The 20276-nt window shown below is 66.9% G+C and carries 19 protein-coding genes and 1 tRNA gene; 11 read left to right on the top strand and 9 right to left on the bottom strand.

Annotated features, from left to right (window positions below; all coding sequences use genetic code 11):
- Positions 1-141 precede the first annotated feature (141 nt).
- The 5 genes from V7082_RS06640 to cysS all read right to left on the bottom strand — a co-directional run bounded on the left by V7082_RS06640 (position 142) and on the right by cysS (position 5494).
- On the bottom strand, positions 142-1023 hold the full coding sequence (locus V7082_RS06640; protein ID WP_334146978.1) for a pentapeptide repeat-containing protein: 882 nt from the start codon (positions 1021-1023) through the stop codon (positions 142-144).
- A gap of 231 nt (positions 1024-1254) precedes the next feature.
- Positions 1255-2865, bottom strand: coding sequence for a citramalate synthase (cimA, locus tag V7082_RS06635; protein ID WP_334146976.1), 1611 nt, complete (start codon positions 2863-2865; stop codon positions 1255-1257).
- Positions 2866-2882: 17 nt separating this feature from the next.
- Positions 2883-3374 carry a GNAT family N-acetyltransferase gene (locus tag V7082_RS06630; RefSeq protein ID WP_334146974.1) on the bottom strand — a complete coding sequence of 164 codons (492 nt, stop codon included), beginning with the start codon at positions 3372-3374 and terminating at the stop codon, positions 2883-2885.
- Positions 3375-3501: 127 nt separating this feature from the next.
- On the bottom strand, positions 3502-3876 hold the full coding sequence (locus V7082_RS06625) for an endonuclease domain-containing protein (protein WP_334146972.1): 375 nt from the start codon (positions 3874-3876) through the stop codon (positions 3502-3504).
- A 196-nt stretch (positions 3877-4072) separates the two neighbouring features.
- Positions 4073-5494 carry a cysteine--tRNA ligase gene (gene cysS / locus V7082_RS06620; protein WP_334146970.1) on the bottom strand — a complete coding sequence of 474 codons (1422 nt, stop codon included), beginning with the start codon at positions 5492-5494 and terminating at the stop codon, positions 4073-4075.
- A gap of 410 nt (positions 5495-5904) precedes the next feature.
- Here cysS and V7082_RS06615 point away from each other — a divergent pair, with 410 nt between their 5' ends.
- Complete coding sequence (locus V7082_RS06615) at positions 5905-7056, top strand: DUF2865 domain-containing protein (RefSeq protein WP_334146968.1); 1152 nt, start codon at positions 5905-5907, stop codon at positions 7054-7056.
- A 236-nt stretch (positions 7057-7292) separates the two neighbouring features.
- On the opposite strand, the gene gltX is transcribed toward V7082_RS06615, so the two are convergent.
- A complete protein-coding gene (gene gltX, locus V7082_RS06610) occupies positions 7293-8666 on the bottom strand; it encodes a glutamate--tRNA ligase (protein ID WP_334146966.1) in 1374 nt (457 codons plus the stop codon).
- 226 nt (positions 8667-8892) lie between these two features.
- Here gltX and V7082_RS06605 point away from each other — a divergent pair, with 226 nt between their 5' ends.
- The 3 genes from V7082_RS06605 (at position 8893) to V7082_RS06595 (ending at position 12611) form a co-directional block, all read left to right on the top strand.
- Complete coding sequence (locus V7082_RS06605) at positions 8893-9903, top strand: hypothetical protein (RefSeq protein ID WP_334146964.1); 1011 nt, start codon at positions 8893-8895, stop codon at positions 9901-9903.
- 215 nt (positions 9904-10118) lie between these two features.
- Positions 10119-12137, top strand: a complete 2019-nt coding sequence (locus V7082_RS06600; RefSeq protein WP_334146962.1) for an acetyl/propionyl/methylcrotonyl-CoA carboxylase subunit alpha — start codon at positions 10119-10121, stop codon at positions 12135-12137.
- Between the two features lie 192 nt (positions 12138-12329).
- Entirely contained in the window at positions 12330-12611 is a 282-nt protein-coding gene (locus V7082_RS06595; protein ID WP_442909763.1) for an acylphosphatase, read from the top strand.
- Between the two features lie 379 nt (positions 12612-12990).
- Here V7082_RS06595 and V7082_RS06590 read toward each other — a convergent pair whose 3' ends face one another.
- Positions 12991-13839: a LysR family transcriptional regulator gene (locus V7082_RS06590; RefSeq protein ID WP_334146958.1), complete on the bottom strand. Its 849-nt coding sequence runs from the start codon at positions 13837-13839 to the stop codon at positions 12991-12993.
- Between V7082_RS06590 and V7082_RS06585 the strand changes: the two genes are divergently transcribed.
- Entirely contained in the window at positions 13832-14089 is a 258-nt protein-coding gene (locus V7082_RS06585; protein WP_334146956.1) for a hypothetical protein, read from the top strand. The genes V7082_RS06590 and V7082_RS06585 overlap by 8 nt on opposite strands.
- Positions 14090-14121: 32 nt before the next feature.
- Positions 14122-14487, top strand: coding sequence for a hypothetical protein (locus V7082_RS06580; protein ID WP_334146954.1), 366 nt, complete (start codon positions 14122-14124; stop codon positions 14485-14487).
- A gap of 76 nt (positions 14488-14563) precedes the next feature.
- Here the strand turns inward: V7082_RS06580 and lipB are convergent, their stop codons facing one another.
- Complete coding sequence (gene lipB, locus V7082_RS06575) at positions 14564-15277, bottom strand: lipoyl(octanoyl) transferase LipB (RefSeq protein WP_334146952.1); 714 nt, start codon at positions 15275-15277, stop codon at positions 14564-14566.
- A 369-nt stretch (positions 15278-15646) separates the two neighbouring features.
- Between lipB and V7082_RS06570 the strand changes: the two genes are divergently transcribed.
- The 4 genes from V7082_RS06570 (at position 15647) to V7082_RS06555 (ending at position 18139) form a co-directional block, all read left to right on the top strand.
- Positions 15647-15731: transfer RNA gene (locus V7082_RS06570), tRNA-Leu, on the top strand.
- A gap of 240 nt (positions 15732-15971) precedes the next feature.
- Positions 15972-16619 (top strand): TadE/TadG family type IV pilus assembly protein, encoded by a 648-nt coding sequence (locus tag V7082_RS06565; RefSeq protein ID WP_334146950.1) that lies wholly within the window; start codon positions 15972-15974, stop codon positions 16617-16619.
- Entirely contained in the window at positions 16616-17218 is a 603-nt protein-coding gene (locus V7082_RS06560; RefSeq protein ID WP_334146948.1) for a TadE/TadG family type IV pilus assembly protein, read from the top strand. Before V7082_RS06565 ends, V7082_RS06560 begins: the two co-directional genes overlap by 4 nt.
- Positions 17219-17533: 315 nt before the next feature.
- Positions 17534-18139 (top strand): TetR/AcrR family transcriptional regulator, encoded by a 606-nt coding sequence (locus tag V7082_RS06555; RefSeq protein ID WP_334146946.1) that lies wholly within the window; start codon positions 17534-17536, stop codon positions 18137-18139.
- A gap of 75 nt (positions 18140-18214) precedes the next feature.
- On the opposite strand, the gene V7082_RS06550 is transcribed toward V7082_RS06555, so the two are convergent.
- Entirely contained in the window at positions 18215-19066 is an 852-nt protein-coding gene (locus V7082_RS06550) for a metal-dependent hydrolase (RefSeq protein ID WP_334146945.1), read from the bottom strand.
- A 241-nt stretch (positions 19067-19307) separates the two neighbouring features.
- Between V7082_RS06550 and V7082_RS06545 the strand changes: the two genes are divergently transcribed.
- The gene (locus V7082_RS06545) at positions 19308-20228 is read left to right on the top strand and encodes a cation diffusion facilitator family transporter (RefSeq protein ID WP_334146944.1); all 921 of its coding nucleotides are present in this window, start codon (positions 19308-19310) and stop codon (positions 20226-20228) included.
- Positions 20229-20276 lie beyond the last annotated feature (48 nt).

Genomic DNA, 20276 nt, shown 5'->3' with positions numbered 1-20276 from the left:
GGCAGTAGGCAGTAGGCAGTAGGCAGTAGGCAGTAGGGAGTGGCACGGCGCGCGGTTCGCGGGCAGCGAGTTCCGTCTCCTATCGCCCCCACGCTGCGTGTCAGCGCGCGCCGTCTGGCGGGACTGACGGTCGCGGCCGGCTTACGGGATGGGGTCGCGGTGGGTGCGGTCGTAGTTGGTGGCGGTGGCGAGGCCGATGGCCTGGTCGAGGCCGCGCGTGCCGCGCAGGTCGGCCTCGTCGAGGTTGGCGCCCGTGAAGTCCGCGCCCGTGACGTCGGCGCCCGAGAAGTCGGCCTGCGTGAGGTTGGTGCCGATCAGGTTGGCGTCGCGCAGGTCCGCGCCCCTAAAGCGCGCGTATTTCAACGATGCGCCGGGGAACTTGGCCTGCCGCAGGATGGCCTTGGTGAAGTTGGCGCTGACCAGGCTCGCCGGCGAGAACAGCGTTTCCTCGCGCGAGGCGCCGCCGCCGAATACCGCACCCGTCAAGTCTGCGCCCGAGAAGTCGGCGCGGTCGAGCCAGCCGTCGGAACGGATGCGGATCAGCTTGGCATTGGTGAACCGGGGTGCCTCGGCCGTCTCGACTTCGAGGGTGGTGAAAATCGTCGGGCGCAGGATGCGCGCGTCGGTGAGGTCGGCGCCGGTGAAGTCGGCCGAGGTGATGGTCGCGCGGTCGAGCCGCACGCCGACCAGGACGGCCCCTCCGAGCTTCGCGCGCGAGAGATCGGCGCCGTAGAGGTCGGAGCCCGTGAGGTCTGCACCCTTGAAGTCGAGCTCGGCCAGATCGAGCCGGGTGAGGTTCAGCCCGCGCAGGTCGGGAGGCGAGCCCGGCGTGGCCTTGAACAGGCGTGCGGTCACGGTGCCCGCGGTGAGCGTCGTGTCTCCGCGCGCGGCCGACGTGTCGCCGGCGGGCGCCGTGTAGCTGGGCAATCCACCGCCGGCCACGGCGCCGGAGGTCGCCGCCGCTGAGTAGGCCAGGATGGCAACCGCGGTTTCGAGGATCCGAGGGAGGCGGAGCAGTGCCATCCTTCGACGTGTCTGGACTCCGGCCTTCGCCGGAGTGACGGAGAGTTTTTGGCAATCGGCGCGACCGCCCAAGAACGTCATCCCGGCGAAGGCCGGGGTCCAGATACGCCGACGCATCGCCGATCGCCGTGCCTCGTCGTGACAGGTCTGCCGAGCGTGGTTCCCGGCGATTGGGCTAACTCGGGCCGTGGAAATCCCAAGGTGCATGCGCTTCAATTGCTCCGGGTTCTATCAGGCCGCCGCGGCGCCGTCCTTCAACAGCTTGTAGTTGATGGAATCGAGCAGCGCCTCGAAACTGGCGTCGATGATATTCGGTGAAACGCCGACCGTGATCCATCGTTCGCCGGTTGCATTGTCGAGCGTCTCGACGAGCACGCGCGTCACCGCCTCGGTGCCGCCGGTCAGGATCCGCACCTTGTAGTCGACGAGCTCGATGCTCTCGATGTGCTTCTGGTAGCGGCCGAGGTCCTTCCTGAGCGCGCGGTCGAGCGCGTTGACCGGGCCGTTGCCTTCGCCCACCGACCACAAGAGCTCACGGTCGCCGTCGATGAACACCTTGACGGTGGCCTCCGAGACCGTGACCAGCTCGCCCAATGCGTTATGGCGGCGCTCGACCATGACGCGGAAGCTGTCGACCGAGAAATAGTGGGGCACGTTGGCAAGGTGGCGGCGGGCCAGGAGCTCGAAGGAGGCTTCCGCCGATTCATAGGCGTATCCGGCGGATTCGCGGGCTTTCACCTCGTCGAGCAGGGCCTGGATGCGCGGATCGTCCCTGTCGGCCGCGAAGCCCAGGCTCTCGAGCGAGGCCAGCACGTTGGAGCGGCCGGCCTGCTTCGAGACGAGCAGGCGGCGCTCGTTGCCGACGGAGTCCGGCGGCACGTGCTCGTAGGTTCCGGGGTCCTTCAGGATCGCGGACGCATGGATGCCGGCCTTGGTGGCGAACGCGCTCTCGCCGACGTAGGGCGCGTGCCGGTTCGGCGCCTCGTTCAGAAGCTCGTCGAGCACGCGGCTCGCGTGCGTCAGCGTGCGCAGACGCTCGGGCGTGATGCCGGTCTCGAAGCGCTCGGCGAAGTCTTTCTTCAGGAGCAGCGTCGGGATGATCGAGGTCATGTTGGCGTTGCCGCAGCGCTCGCCGAGGCCGTTCAGCGTGCCCTGGATCTGGCGGCAGCCCTGGCGCACAGCGGCGAGCGTGTTGGCGACGGCGTTGTCGGTGTCGTTGTGGGTGTGGATGCCGAGGCGGTCGCCCGGCACGTGCTTCACGACGTCGGCCACGATGCGCTCGACCTCATGGGGCAGCGTGCCGCCGTTGGTGTCGCAGAGCACGATCCAGCGCGCGCCCGCCTCGAGCGCCGTTCTGGCGACGGCGAGGGCGTAGTCGCGGTTGCCCTTCCAGCCGTCGAAGAAGTGCTCGCAGTCGAGCATGGCCTCGCGGCCCGAGGCGACGACGGCGCGGATGCTCTCGGCGATGGCGGCGAGGTTCTCCTCGTTCGAGATGCCAAGCGCGACGCGCACGTGGTAGTCCCAGGACTTGGCCACCATGCAGATGCTGTCGGCGGCGGAGGCGAGCAGCGCCTGGAGACCCGGATCGTTCGAGACCGAGCGGCCGGCGCGCTTCACCATGCCGAAGGCCGTGAAGCGGGCGTTCCCAAGGGTGGGCCTCGCCTTGAAGAACTCCGTATCGGTGTCGTTGGCGCCCGGATAGCCGCCCTCCACATAGTCGAGGCCCAGCTCGTCGAGGATGGCCGTAATGCGCCGCTTGTCCTCGAGCGAGAAGTCGACGCCGGTCGTCTGCGCGCCGTCGCGCAACGTGGTGTCGAAGAGGTAAAGGCGTTCCTTGCTCATTGTCGGTCTCGTTGGGCTCAGCCGTCGTTGGCGGCGCCGAGCCGCTTTTTCATCGTCGTGTTCGGGAGCCAGAGGTCGTCGCGCGGCACCATGTTGCGCCGGGTCGCCTCGTAGCCGCGGGCTTCGAAGAAGGGCTCCGCCGTGTCGCTGGTCTCGACCGTGATCTCCCTGGCGCCGCGGCCCTGGGCCAGGCGCTCGATGGCGTCGGCCAATGCGTTGCCCACGCCCTGGCCCGCGAAGTAGGGGTGCACGTAGAGCATCTCGAAGGTGTCGTTGCCCTTCAGGGAGGCGAAGCCCGCATACTCGCCATCGACCTGCACGATGAGGGTCGTCATGGAGCCGAGACGCTTCGCGAAGGCTTCGCCGTCGGCAGCCGTGCTGGCCCAGGCCAGGCGCTGGTCCTCGTCGTAGTCCTCGGCGGTCAGCTCCTCGATCGACTGTGCGAACAGGTCCTGCAGCGCCGGCGTATCGGCGGGCAGGAAGGGACGGAGCGGGTAGGGCGCGTTCATCGGTGCGTCGGGACTCAGATGTAGCCGTAGGAGCGGGCGAGATAGACGGCGAGCGCCAGGATGGCGATCTTGATGACCACGTAGACCATCCAGTGCCGCGGGAAGGGGACGTCCTTTCTCCAGTCGCTCATCGGGTGGCTTCCTTTTCGTCCGGCGTATGAAGGCCTACATCGCGGACGATTGTATCCATTACGGACAACGTGTTTGCGAGAACATCGTTGTTCCAGAATCGCAGGACCCGATAACCGTTCTTTTCGAGCCATCGTGTACGAGCAGCGTCGGTTTTCTGCGCCTTGGGCTCGCCGTGCTGCCCGCCGTCCAGCTCGATTACGAGCTTCGCGCCGTGATCGGTAAAGTCCGCGATGTATGGGCCGATGGGGGCTTGCTGCCGGAAGTGAAAGCCTTGGCGGTTAAGCTCACGCAGCTCGCGCCATAGCTTTCGCTCTGCCTCAGTCTTGTCTCGTCGGAGCCTTCGGGCCCGCTCGCTCATGATGTTGGTCATGATGCGCTTCGCACAAAATCAACGGCGCCATCCCCCTCCCCCTTGTGGGGAGGGGTTAGGGGTGGGGGGAGTCCAGAACGCCGGCGTTGGGGTTCCCCCCCTCCCGACCTCCCCCACAAGGGGGGAGGAGAAGCGAGGTGGTTCCGCGTCTGGCCGTCCTTACAAGGGGGGAGGACAAGAGACGTGATCGCCGTGGTCATCGGGCGATCTCCCATGTGGTGACGAGCTCGCCGGTCGTGGGGTCCTTGGCGTCCTTCAGCGCCACGCCCATGGCGGCAAGCTCGTCGCGCAGGCGGTCCGATTCCTTGAAGTCCTTGGCCTTGCGCGCGGCGAGGCGAGCGGCGACGAGGGTGTCGACCTTGCCGGCGTTGACCGAGACGGTTTCCACGCCGACGTTCAGCGCCTCGCGCGTTTCGCCGTCGTAGAGGCCCATGAAGCCGAGCGTCGCGCGCAGCTCGGCCGCCGCACCGGGGTTGCGCCTGGCGGACTTGGCGAGGCCGTGGACGATGGAAAGGGCGCTCGGCGTGTTGAGGTCGTCGGAGAGCGCGGCCACGACATCGGCGTTTGGCGCATCGGCGGGTTCAACGTTGGCCAGCAGGTCGGCGAAATCCAGGAGCGTGCCGCGCGCCTGCAGCAGGCGCTCGGCCGTCCAGTCGATAGGCTGGCGGTAGTGCGTGCCGAGCATGGCAAGGCGGATGACGCGGCCGTGCCACTGGCTGGCGCCGAACTTCCTGGTCGCGAGCAGCTCGTGGATGGTGATGAAGTTGCCGAGGGATTTCGACATCTTCTCGCCTTCCACCTGCAGGAAGCCGTTGTGCATCCAGACGTTGGCCATCACGGGGAGGCCGTGGGCGCAACGCGATTGCGCGATCTCGTTCTCGTGGTGCGGGAACACGAGGTCGATGCCGCCGCCGTGGATGTCGAACTCCGGACCCAGGTGCTTCTCGGACATGGCCGAGCATTCGATGTGCCAGCCGGGGCGGCCGGGTGCCGCGATGCCGGCCGGCGAGGGCCAGGACGGCTCGCCGGGTTTGGACGGCTTCCACAGCACGAAGTCCATGGGGCCCTTCTTGTAGGGCGCGACCTCGACGCGGGCCCCCGCCTCCATCTCCTCAAGGGAGCGGTTCGAGAGGCGGCCGTAGTCGGGCATGGACGAGACGTCGAACAGGACGTGGCCCTCGGCCACGTAGGCGTGACTGCGGGCGACGAGCGCCTCGATGAGGCGTTTCATCTCGTCGATGTGCTCGGTGGCGCGCGGTTCGACCGTCGGCGGCAGGACGCCCAAGGCCGCGATGTCGCGGTGGAACTGCTCTTCGGTCGCGCCCGTCACGCGCCGGATGGCCTCGTTCAGGGGCAGGCCGGGGAAGTCCTGGGCGGCGCGCGCGTTGATCTTGTCGTCGACGTCGGTGATGTTGCGCACGTAGGTGACGTGGCCGGCTCCGTAGACGTGCCGCAGGAGGCGGAACAGCATGTCGAAGACGATAACGGGGCGCGCGTTGCCGATGTGGGCGTAGTCGTAGACCGTCGGCCCGCAGACATACATGCGGACGTTCGCGGGGTCGATCGGCTCGAACGGCTCCTTGCGCCGCGTCAGCGTATTATAGAGCGTGAGCGACACGCTTTTTCTCCTCATGCATTCGCCGGCCTGCGAGGGCCCGTGCGCAGACCGGTGCTCCGTCTGGCGGGGCGATTCTCTGTCTTGTCATGAGGCAAAGAACGAGGCCGCGCGCCAGCCGTGCAGGCTAGCTCGAAATGATAATAATGCCGCAAAGGGTGGCGGCGGGGTCGCGCAGCGTGGTTCTCATGGCCCGGAGTTATGCGGGCGGGCGAGGGGCGCGTCAAGCGCCGCCGCCGGGGCATTCCGCTGCATCATTTCCCGGGACAGGCCGGGGACCGGCGAGACGCCGCAATTCTCCCGCATTGACCCCTTATCCGGGCCCTCACATATATAGAGCCGAGGCGCTTCGTGTTTCAGAGGTATCTGGGCCTCTTCAGGGGGCTATGGCCCCCAGGTGATCGATGGGGTCGATGACAGGACACGGCGGACGCGGCCTCAGGGGTCGCATTCTCGAATTCTCGGCGAAAGCCGGCCGGTTTCTTCCGGCCGCGGCGTGCGTTGGCGCGCTGGCGGTGCTTGCGGTCGCGGCGGCGGGCGTGCCCGCGGTGGCGCAGGGCTGGTGGCCGTTCGGCGGCGACGAGCCGCAGCCGCAGCGACAGCGCGGGCCCGTTCCAAGCGAATCGATCTACGGCGACCCGGCCGCGTCGGACGGGCAATCCGGTTTGCGCGGCAACTCGGTCTGCCTCGAGCTCGAGCAGCGGCTCGTGCAGGAGGGGCAGCGGGGCGGCGACACGCGCAACCTGATCCCCATGGTCGAGAACGAGCGTCGGCAGGTCGAGCAGGCCTACCGGTCGCAGCGTCAGGAGCTCGATCGGGCGGACTGCTACGAGTATTTCCTGTTCTCCAAGACGCTGCGCAAGACGCGCCGCTGCGTCGACCTCGCCAACCAGGTGGATGCCTCGCGCCGGCGGATCGACGACCTCGCGGTGCAGCTCCAGCAGCTTCAGGGGTCCTCGAACCGATCGTACCAGGACGAGATCATCCGGGAGCTTGCGCGCAACAACTGCGGCGCGAGCTATCAGCAGCAGGCGCGCCGCCAGGGTGGCGGCGGTCTCTCCGGCTTCTGGGACGACGGCGAGAGCAGCGGCTACGGCGGGAGCTCCAGTTTCGGCGCCTTGCCTTACGCGACCTATCGGACGGTCTGCGTGCGCCTCTGCGACGGCTACTATTTTCCGGTGAGCTTCTCGACGCTGCCGAACCATTTCCAGCGCGACGAGGACGTCTGCCACGCGAAATGTGCCGCGCCCGCGGCGCTCTATTACCATCAGAACCCGGGCGCCGGCATGGAGCAGGCGGTGGAGGCACGCTCCAACGTCCCCTATACGCAGCTCAAGAGCGCGTTCCTCTACCGCAAGCAGTATGTGCCGGGATGCTCGTGCAAGCTGGCCGAGTATCAGCCTCCTCCCGGGGCCGAGGCCCCGAGTGTCGCGGGGAATGCCGGCGGCTGGGCGGCCCAGGCGCCGACGGGTTCGACCGGTCAGCCGGCTCCGCCGCCGCTTCCGCCGGTCCAAGAGGATCCGCAGGGCGGCGAGCGGCTTCCCTGGGCGACGGAGCCTCAGTGATGGCTGCGTGACCTCGCGCCGACGAACGGGCGGAATTGCAGCATAGGCTGCTGTTTGTCTTTCTCTTCAAATGTATCTGGACTCCGGCCTCCGCCGGAGTGACGTCAGTTTACGGGACACCACGCGCCAGCAAACATTATCCCGGCATCATGGCGGAGCCATGCTACACATGGACGGGCGGAGCCATGCTCCGCATAGATGGCCGGGGATCCAGACACGTCAGCGTGCGTGGACGCTCAGCCGCGGTGGCCGCGGAGGCGGGCTTCGGCGCGGGGGCGGCCGATCAGAGGAAGCAGCGCTTTCAGCTCCGGACCGGCGTCGCGGCCGGTGAGGGCGAGGCGCAGCGGGTGGAACAGGGCACGGCCCTTCAGGTCTGTTGCTTTTGCAGCCTCTGATGTGAAAGCGCTCCAGGTGGTGCCGTCCCACGGCTCGGGAGGAAGCAGGTCCGCCGCCCTGGCCGTCAAATCGGAATTTTCGATCACCGGGTCGATCTCGCCTGCGACGATGGTCCACCACTCACGCGCGTCGGCGAGCACGGTGACGTTGCCGCGCACGGCCTCCCAGAAGGGCGCGCCGCCCGTGATGGCGAGCGCGTCGAGCCGCGCGGCGACATCCTCGTAAGGGAGCCTGTGCAGGAGCTTGGCGTTGAGCGTCCTCAGCTCCTCGACATCGAAGCGTCCGGGGGCGGTCGAGATCTTGCCGAGATCGAAGAGGGCGGCGAGTTCGCCGATCTGCCGGTGCGGCTCGATGGCGTCGGACGTGCCGAGCAGCGCGGCGTGGCTCAGGATCGCCATGGGCTCGAGGCCGTCGTTGCGGAAGGTCTCGATCGAGAGCGTGCCGAGGCGCTTCGAGAGCGCGTGGCCGTCGGCGCCGATCAGGAGACTGTGGTGGGCAAAGGCGGGAGGCTCGGCCCCGAGCGCCTCGAAGATGGCAATCTGCACGCCCGAGTTGGTCACGTGGTCCTCGCCGCGGACGATGTGGGTGACGCCGAAATCGGCGTCGTCGACGACGCTGGTGAACGTGTAGAGCGGCGTGCCGTCCTCGCGGATGAGCACGGGATCGGACAGCGAGCCGAGGTCGACGGTCTGGTCGCCGCGGATGAGATCGTTCCAGGAGACGATGGTGGGCTCGGGCCCCAGGAGGCCGCTTGCCGCATCCGTGTTCGGCAGGCGGAACCGCCAGTGCGGCCGGCGACCTTCCGCCGCGAGCTTCGCCCTGTCCAGATCCGAGAGCCTGAGACCCGTGCGGTCGTAGATCGGCGGCAGGCCGCGGGCGAGCTGGCGCTTTCTCCTCCGGTCAAGCTCCTCTTCGCTCTCGTAGCAGGCGTAGAGATGGCCGGATGCCTTGAGGGCCTCTGCAACCTCGCCATAGCGCGCGAGGCGGGTCGACTGGCGCTCCTCGCGCTGCCAGGCGAGGCCCAGCCAGCGGAGGTCGGTGCGGATGCCTTCGGCGAAGGCCTCCGTCGAGCGTTCGCGGTCGGTATCGTCGAGGCGCAGAAGAAACGTTCCGCCCGCCTTGTACGCCAGGAGATAGTTCAGGATGGCGGTGCGGATGTTGCCGATGTGGAGCCGGCCGGTGGGGCTCGGCGCGAAGCGGACGAAGGGTTTCATGCGGTGGCGTGGCCCGGCGATGGTCTCGATTTCCGCGCCACCCTATAGAGAGCCTCCGCAAAATGCAGCCCTCCCGGTCGCGAGGGCCGGGGATGCGCCCGCGGCCCTCGCGCAACACCTTGGCGCGCCAGGGGTTCCCCGATTTCAGTCCGGGGCGGGCATTAGCCGATTGGTAAGGTTGCTCGCCTAGCTTCAAAGCCGTTGGACGGGTTGTTGGGGACGTTGCATGCGCGTGGTCAAGTCGGTTCCGGTCGAAGATTTCGAATTCCGCGGCAGCATCAAGGACAGCGACGTCGCCCGGCTCAGACAGGCGTTTGCCGAAGACCCGCTCATCCGCGACGCCGAAGCCGATACGCTGCTCCGGCTCAACCGCTCGTGCCCCGTTCAGGCGCCATCCTGGAGCGGCTTCCTGATCGATGCGATTGCCGACTACATCCTCAACCAGAGCGGCCCCGAAGGCTATATCACCGCCGACAAGAGCCGCTGGCTCATTGCCAAGCTCTCGAGCGACGGGTGGATCGCCAACAGCGCGGAGTTCGATCTGCTCGTCGCCGTTCTCGGACGGGCGCGCTGGTTCCCGCTGAGCCTCGCCGCATTCGCCCTCGAGCAGGTCGCAGGCGCGGTCAACCACGGCTTCGGCCCCCTGCGCCACGGGCAGAGCCCGCTGCAGATGCCGGGCGCGGTGCCGGGAAGCATCCGGGATGCGGAGATCGGTCTCATCCGCGTGATCCTCAACGCGTTCGGCGGCGACAGCGCGTTGCCGTTGACGCGCCCGGAGGTCGAGATCCTGATCGGCATCAACAAGATCGTCGCGCCGCGCTCGGTGCCGCCCGCCTGGGTCGATCTCTTCGCCAAGGCGATGGCGAACGTTCTCCTGGCCGAGCATGGGTATGCGGTTCCGCCGCGTGCGGTCGCGCTGCGTCCGGGCGTGGCTGCAGCCGATGGCGCCCCGACGCTCGAGGAGCAGGTGGCCTTCTCGCTCGGACGCCTCAGGCACGACTATCACACGCAATCGACCGAGGAGCGGGCGCTCGCACGTCTCGAGCGTCAACGCATCGAGATCGTCACGGGTGAGGAGATCGCGGCCGAGGAGACGGCATGGCTCACGGACCGGCTGCTCTCCAGCCAGAGGCCGACGGCGATCGAGGCAAACGTGCTCGCCTTCCTCGACCGGGAATGCCTGATCGGCGAGCCCGGCGTCCGGCTGGGCGCCGGCCGGGGCGGCTTCGCCGCCTGAATGCCAGGTGAGCGGGCGGGTCGCTCCCGCCGTATGGTTACTTCAACGCGTAGGTTCGCCTTTCCGTCTGGCCGTGCGATGCCAGGCGGTTGAAGTCCGGCTGCTCGGGCGCCGGGGCGAACCCCGCCTTATCGCGGTTTACGCGCTCGCTGGAGTTAGTCTAGAAGAGCCTCTTCGACCTCTTCCCCGACATTCAGACAGGGCGCCAAGGGATAATGTTCAAAAAGATCCTCATTGCCAATCGCGGCGAGATCGCCTGCCGCGTCATCAAGACCGCGCGCAAGATGGGCATCAAGACCGTGGCCGTCTACTCGGACGCGGACCGCGACGCGCTGCATGTCGAGATGGCGGACGAGGCGGTGCATCTCGGCCCGCCGGCGGCGGCCCAGTCCTATCTGCTCATCGACAAGATCGTGGATGCCTGCCGGCAGACCGGTGCCGAGGCCGTGCATCCGGGCTACGGCTTCCTCTCGGAGCGCGAAGCGTTCCCCATCGCGCTCGAAAAGGCCGGCATCGTGTTCATCGGGCCGAACGCCCGCGCGATCGCCGCCATGGGCGACAAGATCGAGAGCAAGAAGGCGGCCGCCAGGGCCAAGGTCTCGACGGTCCCCGGCTACATGGGCGAGATCGAGGACGAGAAGCACGCCGTCAAGATCGCCGAGGAGATCGGCTATCCCGTCATGATGAAAGCCTCGGCTGGCGGCGGCGGCAAAGGCATGCGCATCGCGTTTTCCCGCAGGGAGGTCGAGGAGGGCTTCCCGCTGGCGCGCTCGGAGGCCAAGGCCTCGTTCGGCGACGACCGCATGTTCATCGAGAAGTTCATCGTCGATCCGCGCCACATCGAGATCCAGCTCATCGGCGACAAGCACGGCAACGTCATCTACCTCGGCGAGCGCGAGTGCTCGATCCAGCGGCGCAACCAGAAGGTCATCGAGGAGGCGCCCTCGCCGCTGCTCGACGAGAAGACGCGGCGCGCCATGGGCGAGCAGGCGGTCGCGCTGGCCAAGGCCGTCGGCTACGATTCGGCCGGCACGGTCGAGTTCGTCGCCGGGCAGGACCGGAGCTTCTACTTCCTCGAGATGAACACGCGCCTGCAGGTCGAGCATCCGGTGACCGAGCTTGTCACCGGCGTCGATCTCGTGGAGCTGATGATCCGGTCGGCGGCCGGCGAGAAGCTGCCGCTCAAGCAGTCGGACGTGAAGCTCAACGGCTGGGCGGTCGAGAGCCGCGTCTATGCAGAGGACCCGTTCCGCAACTTCCTGCCCTCGATCGGGCGCCTCGTGAAGTACCGCCCGCCCGACGAGGGCACCCGGGACGGCCTCACGGTGCGCAACGACACCGGCGTTTACGAGGGCGGCGAGATCTCCATGTTTTACGACCCGATGATCGCCAAGCTGGTGACGCACGGGCCGACGCGGACCGCCGCCATCGACGCGCAGGCGGAAGCGCTCGACGCGTTCTATATCGACGGTATCCAGCACAACGTGCCGTTTGTGACGGCGCTCATGCACCATCCGCGCTGGCGCGAGGGAAAGCTCTCCACGGGCTTCATAGCGGAGGAATATCCCGAGGGCTTCAAGAGCCGGCCCGCGGAGGGCGAGGAGCTCAGCGTGCTCGCCGCCGTCGCGGGCGCTCTCGACCATCTCCACAACGCGCGCCGGCGCAAGATCAGCGACCAGATGACGAACGGGTCGGTGACCTTCGCCAAGCGGCGCGTGGTGGACGTCGGCGGCGCGCGGCAGACGATCGAGGTCAGCGCCGCGGACGGCGGTCCGATGCACGTGAGCTTCATCGGCGTCGAGGGGACGGTGCAGCAGTCCGTGACCGTGGCCTCGTCCTGGGTGCCGGGCGAGCCGGTGTGGTTCGGCGAGGTCGGCGGCAAGGCGGTGGCGGTCCAGGTGCGGCCGATTCTGAACGGCGCGACGCTCTCCTATCGCGGCATCCAGGCCCCGGTCTACGTCTACACGCTGAAGGAGGCCGAGCTTGCGGCGCTGATGCCCGTGAAGGCCGCCGCGGACATGTCCAAGTACCTGCTCTGCCCCATGCCGGGCCTCGTCAAGGCCATCCACGCCAGCGAGGGCCAGGAGGTGAAGGCGGGTGACGCGCTGGCGGTCGTCGAGGCCATGAAGATGGAGAACATCCTGAGGGCCGAGCGCGACGGCAAGGTCAAGAAGGTGAACGCCAAGCCCGGCGATAGCCTTGCCGTGGATGCGGTGATCCTCGAGTTTGCGTGAGGCGGCGGGAGGCAGACCGTCTCCTCGTGTGATGTCGATGCGCCTTCCTTCCCGGAGCGGGGAGGAAGGCGTATTTTTTTGGCAGCGGGCAGCGGGCAGCGGGCAGGACGTGGGGCAGTAAGGCAGTAGGCAGTAGGCAGTAGGCAGTGGGCAGTGGGCAGTGGGCAGTGGGCAGTGGGTGGGAGTGGCGTGGTGGTGCGGTCGGTGCGGGTTAGGGTCGGGGGACGGGTGCAGGGTGTCGGCTATCGGGCCTGGGCGCGGCGTACGGCGCTGTCGCTGGGACTCGAGGGCTGGGTCCGCAATCGGCGGGACGGGTCGGTGGAGGCGGTGCTCCAGGGAGCGCCCGATCGCGTCGAGGCGATGATCGCAGCCTGCCGGGAGGGGCCGGCGGACGCGTCTGTCACCGGCATCGAGGTTCTGGCCGATGAGGCCGCCGGCGCCTTTACGGGCTTCGAGATCCGCGAGACGGCGTAGCGCCCTCCTTCCGATGGCGCCGACATGGAGAATTGCGTGGGGGCGGCCCTCCGTGCGCAGCACGGCTCCGCCATGACGCCGGCATGACGTTTCATTTGCAGATTGCCGATTGCCGCAAAACCGACGTCACCCCGGCGCGAAGGTCGGGGCCTACGCAAGCGTCCACGCGCAACCGGGCTGGGACATAGTGGGCATCCGCGGGGCGCGGCATTGCCGCGACGAGGCGGTCGTCGAGAGGCAAAGCTCTCAACTGTTTGCGTGCTGGCCCTGGATGGCCGGGCAAGCCCGGCCATCCAGTGTGTGAGGGAGCGACGAAACCAGGGGACGAAATCGGGGGCCGGTCGCCGTTGGAATGGCCAGATCCAGCGATCGCTCGACCTCAGCCGAGGCGGGCGGCGGCGCTGCGCAGGCCCCGGATCACCTGGTCGTAGGTCTCCTCGTCGCGCGCTTCCGGATAGACCATGTAGACGGGATAGACGAAGCGGCGCGCGCGTTTCGGCTGACGCAGGCGGCCGCGCGCGACGTGGGGCTTGACGATGCGGGCCGGGAAGTAGGCTGATGCCTCGTTGGCGAGAAGGTATTCGATGCTGATCGACCCGAGGTCGAGGTGCAGGCCCGGGTTGGTCAGCTCCGGGTAGGCCGCGGCGTGGTCCTGCTGAAAGTCGGGGCCCCAATCGACGAAAATATAGTCGTTCCCGGCCCGGCGACCGGCCGGTTTGGCGCTCGTCACGAGGACGAACTCCTCGTCGAAGAGATGCTCGACCACATGCCCCGGCGGCTGGATGGGCCGGTACATGACCGCGAGATCGAGCGTGCCTTCGATCAGCCGCTGCGTGAGGACGGAGGAGGGCGCCGAGGCCGCGGATACGGCGATATCCGGGCTGTCGGAGCGCAGGCGCGCGACCCATTTGAGGAGAAAGCCCTGCCAGAGCCCGAGCGGCGCACCGACCGCGAGATGATCGCGGTGCTGGTCCGAGAGGCTCACCTCGAGCTGCGCGCGCTGCCAGACGCGCACCAGGGCGAGCGCGTGTTTGCGGAACTGATCGCCCGCCGCCGTCAGGTCCGCGCCCGACTTCGATCGCTCGAAGAGCGGACGCCCGAGCAACTCCTCCAGCCCCTTGATGCGGGCCGAGACCGTCGATTGCGTGATGTTGAGCTTCACGGCGGCTTCGATGAAGCTGCCCGTCTCGGCGACCATCAGAAACGTTCGTGCGAGATTGATGTCCATCGATGGCTCGCATCGCTTCGGAGCGCTTGAACGCTATCTATCGAAATCTTCGATAGCAGTCACCGGAATTTTCCGTTTGAAGAGGTCATTGATTCTGACCAAATTGAGAATCGGCCCGACTCGAGTCGGGTCAGTTTCGGCTCAGCGCAAGGCTGAGCGTTCAATGGAAGGACTAACGACGATGGCTAAAGCTGCTAAGAAGCCCGCGAAGAAAGCTGCCAAGAAGCCCGCGGCGAAGAAGAAGAAGTAACGAGTTTCTGCCTCGAGCTCTCGGAGCTGACCGTGCTTTCCGATCGCGTCGTCCCCGGGTTCCTGATCGCAGCTCTTCTCTCTCCCTCGGCCGTTCATTCGGCTTCGATCACCAATCGGGATGATCGGGATCACAAGATCACCGTCATCGAGGGAAGCTCCCAAAAAGACCATGTTCTCAAGCCGAACGCGGTTCTCGATGGGATTTGTGGGGCGGGGTGCTTGATCCGGATCGGCGACAGTCAGGACGACCCGTTCGAGCTTGAAGGCTCGGACGTCACGTCGATCGAGGAAGGGCAGCTCTACGACGACGAGGCGGGGGTGCCGCCGGAGCCTGGTGCAGGCGCGTCTGATCCAGGCCGTGGCGTCCAGCCTTCTCAACCCGGCTCTCGTCCGTAGGCGAGGCTCGTCGTAGTGATAAAGAGACCCGGCCCCGCCTACGGCGGGCCGGGTTTTCCTTTATGGCCGGCATGTCTCATTTCGGGACGGTATCGTCCGGCCCCATTCCGGCCGCCGCGGAAGTGAGGAGGTCGGTCTCGCTGCCGAAGATGCGCTCGAAGCTCCGCCGCAGAACTATATCCACATCTTTCATAGACGCCGGGCAGCCGAGGTCGGCGAGGCTCGTCACGCCGCGATCGGCGATGCCGCACGGCACGATGCCGTCGAAGTGGGTGAGGTCCGGCGCGACGTTCAGGCTCACGCCGTGATAGCTCACCCCGTGGCGGATGCGGATGCCGATGGCGGCAATCTTCCTCTCCGGCGCGCGGCCCGGCGAGGCGACCCAGACGCCGATCCGCCCCGGCCGCACCTCGGCGCTGATGCCGAGCCCGGCCAGGGTCTCCACGATCCATCGCTCAAGGCTCGACACGAAAGCGCGGACGTCGGCTCCGAAGCGACGCTGGACGTCCAGCATCACGTAGGCGATGCGCTGGCCGGGGCCGTGGTAGGTGTACTGTCCGCCCCGACCGGTCACATGGACCGGGAACCGGTCGGGGTCCTTGAGGTCACCCGGGCGGGCGCTGGTTCCCGCCGTATAAAGGGGCGGGTGCTCGAGAAGCCAGACCACTTCGGGGGCCTTGCCGCGACGGATTGCGGCAACCCTCCGCTCCATGGCAGCGACCGCAAACGGGTGCCCGACGAGGCCCGAACTCGTGCTCCACTGCACGCGGCTTCTATCGAAATCCGTCATGGATCGCAGCCTCGAGCGTGATCATTTTTGATTGAGTGGGGATCACGCTCTATCTCTTTGATGAGACCGATTTTTCACACCTCAGGCTGATAGGGCCTGAAGTGATCATGGTCTAGCACCTTTCAGAAATGGCCGAATACGCGCGTTCTGGGCTGGCCTTGCACGTGCGGCGTTTCGCGCTTGCCCTCGCCCGACCCCTGTGAGAGGTGGGCTGCTTCCCCGGGGCAAGGTCCGTTCTTTCGGGCGGCGCCGATGAAGCCGGCCTGCTTCGGCCTTTGTGCCCTCGATGCCGCATTCGGCCCCTCGGCTCTCGGGGCCTCTTGTCCCTCTGCCGCGGGTTGGTTATATGGGGGCGCTTCGAGCCATGATGCGGTCGTGGCGGAATTGGTAGACGCACTACCTTGAGGTGGTAGCGGGGCAACCCGTGGAAGTTCGAGTCTTCTCGACCGCACCATATGGCCGGGCTGAACGGTTTTCCGATCGCCCTTTAAAGATGACGAAGGCTCCCGCCCGAGCGGGGTCAGCCTCTGCGCATGCGCCATTTTTCGCGTGAGACCTGGTCTGGTCTCGTACCGAGGGCGAAGCCCGGCGGATCAGGCCGCGCGCGTTGAGGAAAAGACGCCCGGGGGGCTCTGCGGTAATCGAATCTTTACCGTCTCCGCGTGTCGGCCTCCTTTATCAACCAATCATATATATGAGCGGCTCTAACTTCAGGGGAGAGCGTCAACTCCCGGTGCCGAGCCCCATGCCCTGCCGCATCCCGAAATTTGAGCGCCTTCGCGCCCGTGTTGCGCTGGGGGCTTGCCGTTTTCGAACGGACGCCCGCGGTGCGACCGCCGTCGAGTTCGCGCTCGTGATCTTGCCTTTCCTCATCCTGGCGATGGGGATCATCACCATCGGCATGCACTACATGACCGTGAATTATCTGGAACTCGGCGTGGAGGTGGCGGCGCGCCAGTTGCGGACGGGCGAAGCTCAGAAGGCCGGCGTCACGGTCGGCCAGTTCCGGCAGCTCGTCTGCGACGGTGCTGGCCCCATGATTGCGTGCGATGAGCGTCTCGTGGTTCACGTTAAAAGCCGGGCGACGTTCGCCGAACTGATGCCGATCACGCCGTGCGTCACGAACGGCAGATTGACGCCGTCCGAAGGCGAACCGGGCGATTCCATCAGTACCCGGGCGGGCGATGCAAGCCAGGCCGTGCTCGTGAACATCTGCTACGAGTGGGATGCGGGGTTGGGATTCTGGCAACTGATCTGGAACCTTCTTGCGTCCGAGCGTGTCGACCGGGGCGCCCCGATCCTTTCGGCGGCATCCGCATTTCGATCGGAGCCTTTCCAATGACCCGGATGATCCGCCTGGCCAGGCTCGGCTCCCGCTGGCTCCGTCGCGACGTGCGCGGCGCGGCGGCGGTGGAATTCGCGCTCGTCGCGCCGGTTCTCCTGGTGATGCTGATCGGTGCCATAGACGTCAGCCGTGCCGTCGCCATCAATCAGCGGGTCAGTCTCGTCACCCAGATGGTGGCGGATCTCGTTGCGCGCGAAACGCAGCTCACGGCGAACGATGTCGAGGCGATCTACGACATCGCCGAGCTGGCGATGGCGCCGTATTCGACCGAACCGCTCCAGATCGCCATCATCCCGGTCATGTCGGCTGCGAACGACGCGACGAGAACGCTCGTCTACGCGTCGAAGACGAACCGGCCGACGTATCCTGCGGGATCCGAGCTGTCGGCGTGCGACACCTATCCCTTGACCCGGGATTTCCTGGCGGCCAACGAAAGCGTGATCGTGGTCGAGAGCACGTATGCCTATCAGCCGCTGTGGGCGCGTGAGGTCATCTCGCCGGCGAACTGGGAGAAGAAGGCCTACGCGAAGCCGAGGAAAGCGCTCTGCGTCGGTTTCGACGGCCCCAACTGCCAAAGCTCCTGCTTCGCCTCCTGACGCAGTCCGACGCCGCCCATCCCCTTTTGCACCCGCCTTCGGTTCAGGCGTTTTTCGCGCCTGACAGCGCGTTGCGGGCGGCGTGAACATTCAGTATGCTGTCAAGAGGCAAGGTCGGATATTGCAGGAGTGCTTGCGGATAGCTCCGGCGATGAGGGAACGAAACCAGGCTTCGTCGGTTCGTGTTGCGCCTTCTTCGGCGAAGAGGCATGCGAACGGAGGCTCCCGCGGATCCCTCCCCCTTCCCGGCGCGCTTCCAGATGGTCACCCGAGCCGCCAGATCCCGGCTCGCCATGCGATGGGCGAAAAGCATTCATGGGCCGCCGATCTCTCCATACGGCCGACGAGCTCAGGGAGCTCATCATCGGCGCCTCGACAGAGCTGATCCAGGACGCGGGCCTCGGGGGGCTCTCGGCACGGGAGATCGCGCGGCGCATCAACTATTCGCCGGGCACCCTCTACAATTCCTTCGAGAACCTCGACGATCTCATTCTGACGATCGAAGGGCGGCTCCTGGATGGCCTCATCGAGACGCTGTCGGCGCTGCCGCAGGAGGGCACACCGCGCGAGCAGGTGCATCGCGTGGCGAACGCCTATCTTTCGTTCGCCGCCCACAACCCGAAACTCTGGAGCCTGATCTCCGAGCACCGCGTGCCGGCGTCGCAAGGCGTGCCGGCGTCCTATCGCCAGAAGCTCGAGACGCTGGTGGGGGCGGTCGAGGACGTGCTCCGTCCTTTGGCCAGGGAGCGCGAGGACGAGGACATCAGGCGTGCGGCGCTGGCGCTTTGGGCCGGCATGCACGCGATTGCCTCGCTTTCGGCCGCGGACAAACTCTCGATCATCGCGGCGGGGGACGCCGGGGCGCTGATGGACGATTTCGTCGGAACCTACCTGGACGGATTCGAAGCGGCCCGCCGCTAGCGTGTTTCCGTTTCAGGTGGAAACAGCGGTTCGGGATCCGGACACGCCGATGGCTCGCACGGCCATGGGGGCTCTCTACGGTGCCGCGGGTGCGGCGGCCGGCGTGTCGGTGTCGGCTGCCGGGAGGGCGCCGGTGGTTATGGAGCTTTCATCCGGCGCCGTGCCGGCGAGGGAGCTCGGCAGCTTCACGAGGCCGAACCACTCTTCCTTCGGCAGCAGACGCTCGTTGAGGCCGGCCCACATATCGCGCGAGGAGAGGCCGGTCACGAAGGTGGCGGGAGAGGGCGCGAGCCAGACCGCCAGCGCCAGGGCGCCGGCCATCCCGGCCGTGGCATAGGGATGGCGGACGTCGACGAGTTTCAGCGCCGTGCCGAAGGAATGCTTGAGGCGCCTGTCCGCCACGTCGACGGCATAGATCTCGTCGAGCGCGAGATGCACGAGGAAGCCGACGAACATGAAGCCACCGGCCAGCCAGGCAACGCCCGCATGGCGGTCCAGGACATTGCCGAAGACCACCGCCGTTGCCGCTGCCGAAAAAAGCCCGGCGAGGACCGAGTGCCATATGCCGCGATGGACGGCCAGATGATGGAACAGCGTGTGAAGTCCATAGCGAATGCCGACCAGCGCGCCGAGCCAGAGCAGCCAGAGCTCGGCGATGGAGTAGCGGTCGGCGACGGTGAAGAGGACGGCGAAGGAGAAAAAGATGGCGAGGCCGGAGAACATCGCCCGGCTGGGGCGGCTCTCCTTGAGGTCGATATCGGGCAGCACGGAGCCCAGAACGCCGGCCAGCGTGACGGGGATGAGGTTCTCGGGGGCGATGACGTTCGCGGCCAGCGTGAGGGTTGCGAGCGAGCCGGAAACGATCGTGCCGACAGCGATATGCGTCGTGAAGTTGGCCATGGCGATGCCCTCCCGGTCCGGGACCATGCGCCGCCGTCCCACGGGTCCCGGCGCCTCTTCGACCTTGGGACCAGATTCGTACGGCGCAAGGGAGGTTCGCGGGTGCAATCCCGTGTGGATAACGGACGCGAGGGCGAAATGCGTCCGGCGCGCCGAGTGGTCACAGGCCGTGAGGGGTGGCGCATTCGCCCCATCTCTGGCAGGACAACGCCTGACGTGATCGGCGCCCGGCGCCAGGCCGCACCCCCTTAAACTCAGGTTTCGCCACGTGTCCTCACCGGCAGATTCCCGCACAGTCCGGACGCTGCATGTCATCGGCGTGGGCAGCATCGTCGTGGCTCTCGCCGTCATGGCCCTCAAGTACTGGGCCTATCTGGTGACGGGCAGCGTCGCGCTCTATTCGGACGCGCTCGAGAGCATCGTCAACCTGGTCGCGTCGCTCGCGGCGCTGCTCGCCATCAACATCAGCGCCCGGCCCGCAGACCGGAAACACCCGTTCGGACATCACAAGGCCGAGTACCTGTCGGCGGTGCTCGAAGGCGTGCTCATCATCATCGCGGCCGTCTTGATCATCCGGGAAGCCTATGACGCGTTCATCACGCCGCGCACGATCGAAGGCTTCGGCCTCGGCATCGCCCTCAGCGGTCTCGCGACGGCTCTCAACGGCGGCTGGTCGGCGCTTCTGATCCGCCGCGGCCGGGCGCTGAGGTCGCCGGCGCTGGTTGCCGACGGCTGGCACCTGCTCTCCGACGTGATGACCTCGGTCGGCGTGATCGCGGGCCTGACGCTTGCCGCCGTCACCGGGCTCAACGTGCTCGATCCGCTGCTCGCCGTGGCGGTTGCGGGCTACATCCTCTGGAGCGGCTTCAAGATCATTCTGTCGTCGATGAGCGGGCTCCTCGACGAGGCGGCAGACGCGGACATCCAGGCGCGCATCCGCGATGTGATCCGGCGCAGCGGGGACGGTGCGCTCGAGGCGCACAACGTGCGCACGCGGCAGGCGGGGCGCGTCATCTTCATCGAGCTCCATCTCGTGGTGCCGGGCACCATGACCGTCAACGAGGCGCATGCGATCTGCGATCGGCTCGAGGATGCGCTCGAAGCGGAGATCGAGGGCTCGGAGGCCGTGATCCACGTCGAGCCCGAGTACAAGGCCGAGAAACGCTCGAAAGGCACCATTCCGCTCTAGGCTCCGGACTCAATTGCACCACCAGACGGTCGCGGCAGCGATGAGCAC

Source organism: Hyphomicrobium sp., from assembly GCF_036833075.1.
Taxonomy (GTDB): Bacteria; Pseudomonadota; Alphaproteobacteria; order Rhizobiales; family Hyphomicrobiaceae; genus Hyphomicrobium_C.
This window is presented reverse-complemented; position numbering and strand designations above follow the sequence as displayed.

Bases quoted from the DNA above. Each gene is read 5' to 3' on its own strand.
- V7082_RS06640 (WP_334146978.1), bottom strand. From the start codon at position 1,023: ATGGCACTGCTCCGCCTCCCTCGGATCCTCGAAACCGCGGTTGCCATC.
- cimA (WP_334146976.1), bottom strand. From the start codon at position 2,865: ATGAGCAAGGAACGCCTTTACCTCTTCGACACCACGTTGCGCGACGGC.
- V7082_RS06630 (WP_334146974.1), bottom strand. From the start codon at position 3,374: ATGAACGCGCCCTACCCGCTCCGTCCCTTCCTGCCCGCCGATACGCCG.
- V7082_RS06625 (WP_334146972.1), bottom strand. From the start codon at position 3,876: ATGACCAACATCATGAGCGAGCGGGCCCGAAGGCTCCGACGAGACAAG.
- V7082_RS06615 (WP_334146968.1), top strand. From the start codon at position 5,905: ATGACAGGACACGGCGGACGCGGCCTCAGGGGTCGCATTCTCGAATTC.
- gltX (WP_334146966.1), bottom strand. From the start codon at position 8,666: ATGAAACCCTTCGTCCGCTTCGCGCCGAGCCCCACCGGCCGGCTCCAC.
- V7082_RS06605 (WP_334146964.1), top strand. From the start codon at position 8,893: ATGCGCGTGGTCAAGTCGGTTCCGGTCGAAGATTTCGAATTCCGCGGC.
- V7082_RS06600 (WP_334146962.1), top strand. From the start codon at position 10,119: ATGTTCAAAAAGATCCTCATTGCCAATCGCGGCGAGATCGCCTGCCGC.
- V7082_RS06585 (WP_334146956.1), top strand. From the start codon at position 13,832: ATGTCCATCGATGGCTCGCATCGCTTCGGAGCGCTTGAACGCTATCTA.
- V7082_RS06590 (WP_334146958.1), bottom strand. From the start codon at position 13,839: ATGGACATCAATCTCGCACGAACGTTTCTGATGGTCGCCGAGACGGGC.
- lipB (WP_334146952.1), bottom strand. From the start codon at position 15,277: ATGACGGATTTCGATAGAAGCCGCGTGCAGTGGAGCACGAGTTCGGGC.
- V7082_RS06565 (WP_334146950.1), top strand. From the start codon at position 15,972: ATGAGCGGCTCTAACTTCAGGGGAGAGCGTCAACTCCCGGTGCCGAGC.
- V7082_RS06560 (WP_334146948.1), top strand. From the start codon at position 16,616: ATGACCCGGATGATCCGCCTGGCCAGGCTCGGCTCCCGCTGGCTCCGT.
- V7082_RS06555 (WP_334146946.1), top strand. From the start codon at position 17,534: ATGGGCCGCCGATCTCTCCATACGGCCGACGAGCTCAGGGAGCTCATC.
- V7082_RS06550 (WP_334146945.1), bottom strand. From the start codon at position 19,066: ATGGTCCCGGACCGGGAGGGCATCGCCATGGCCAACTTCACGACGCAT.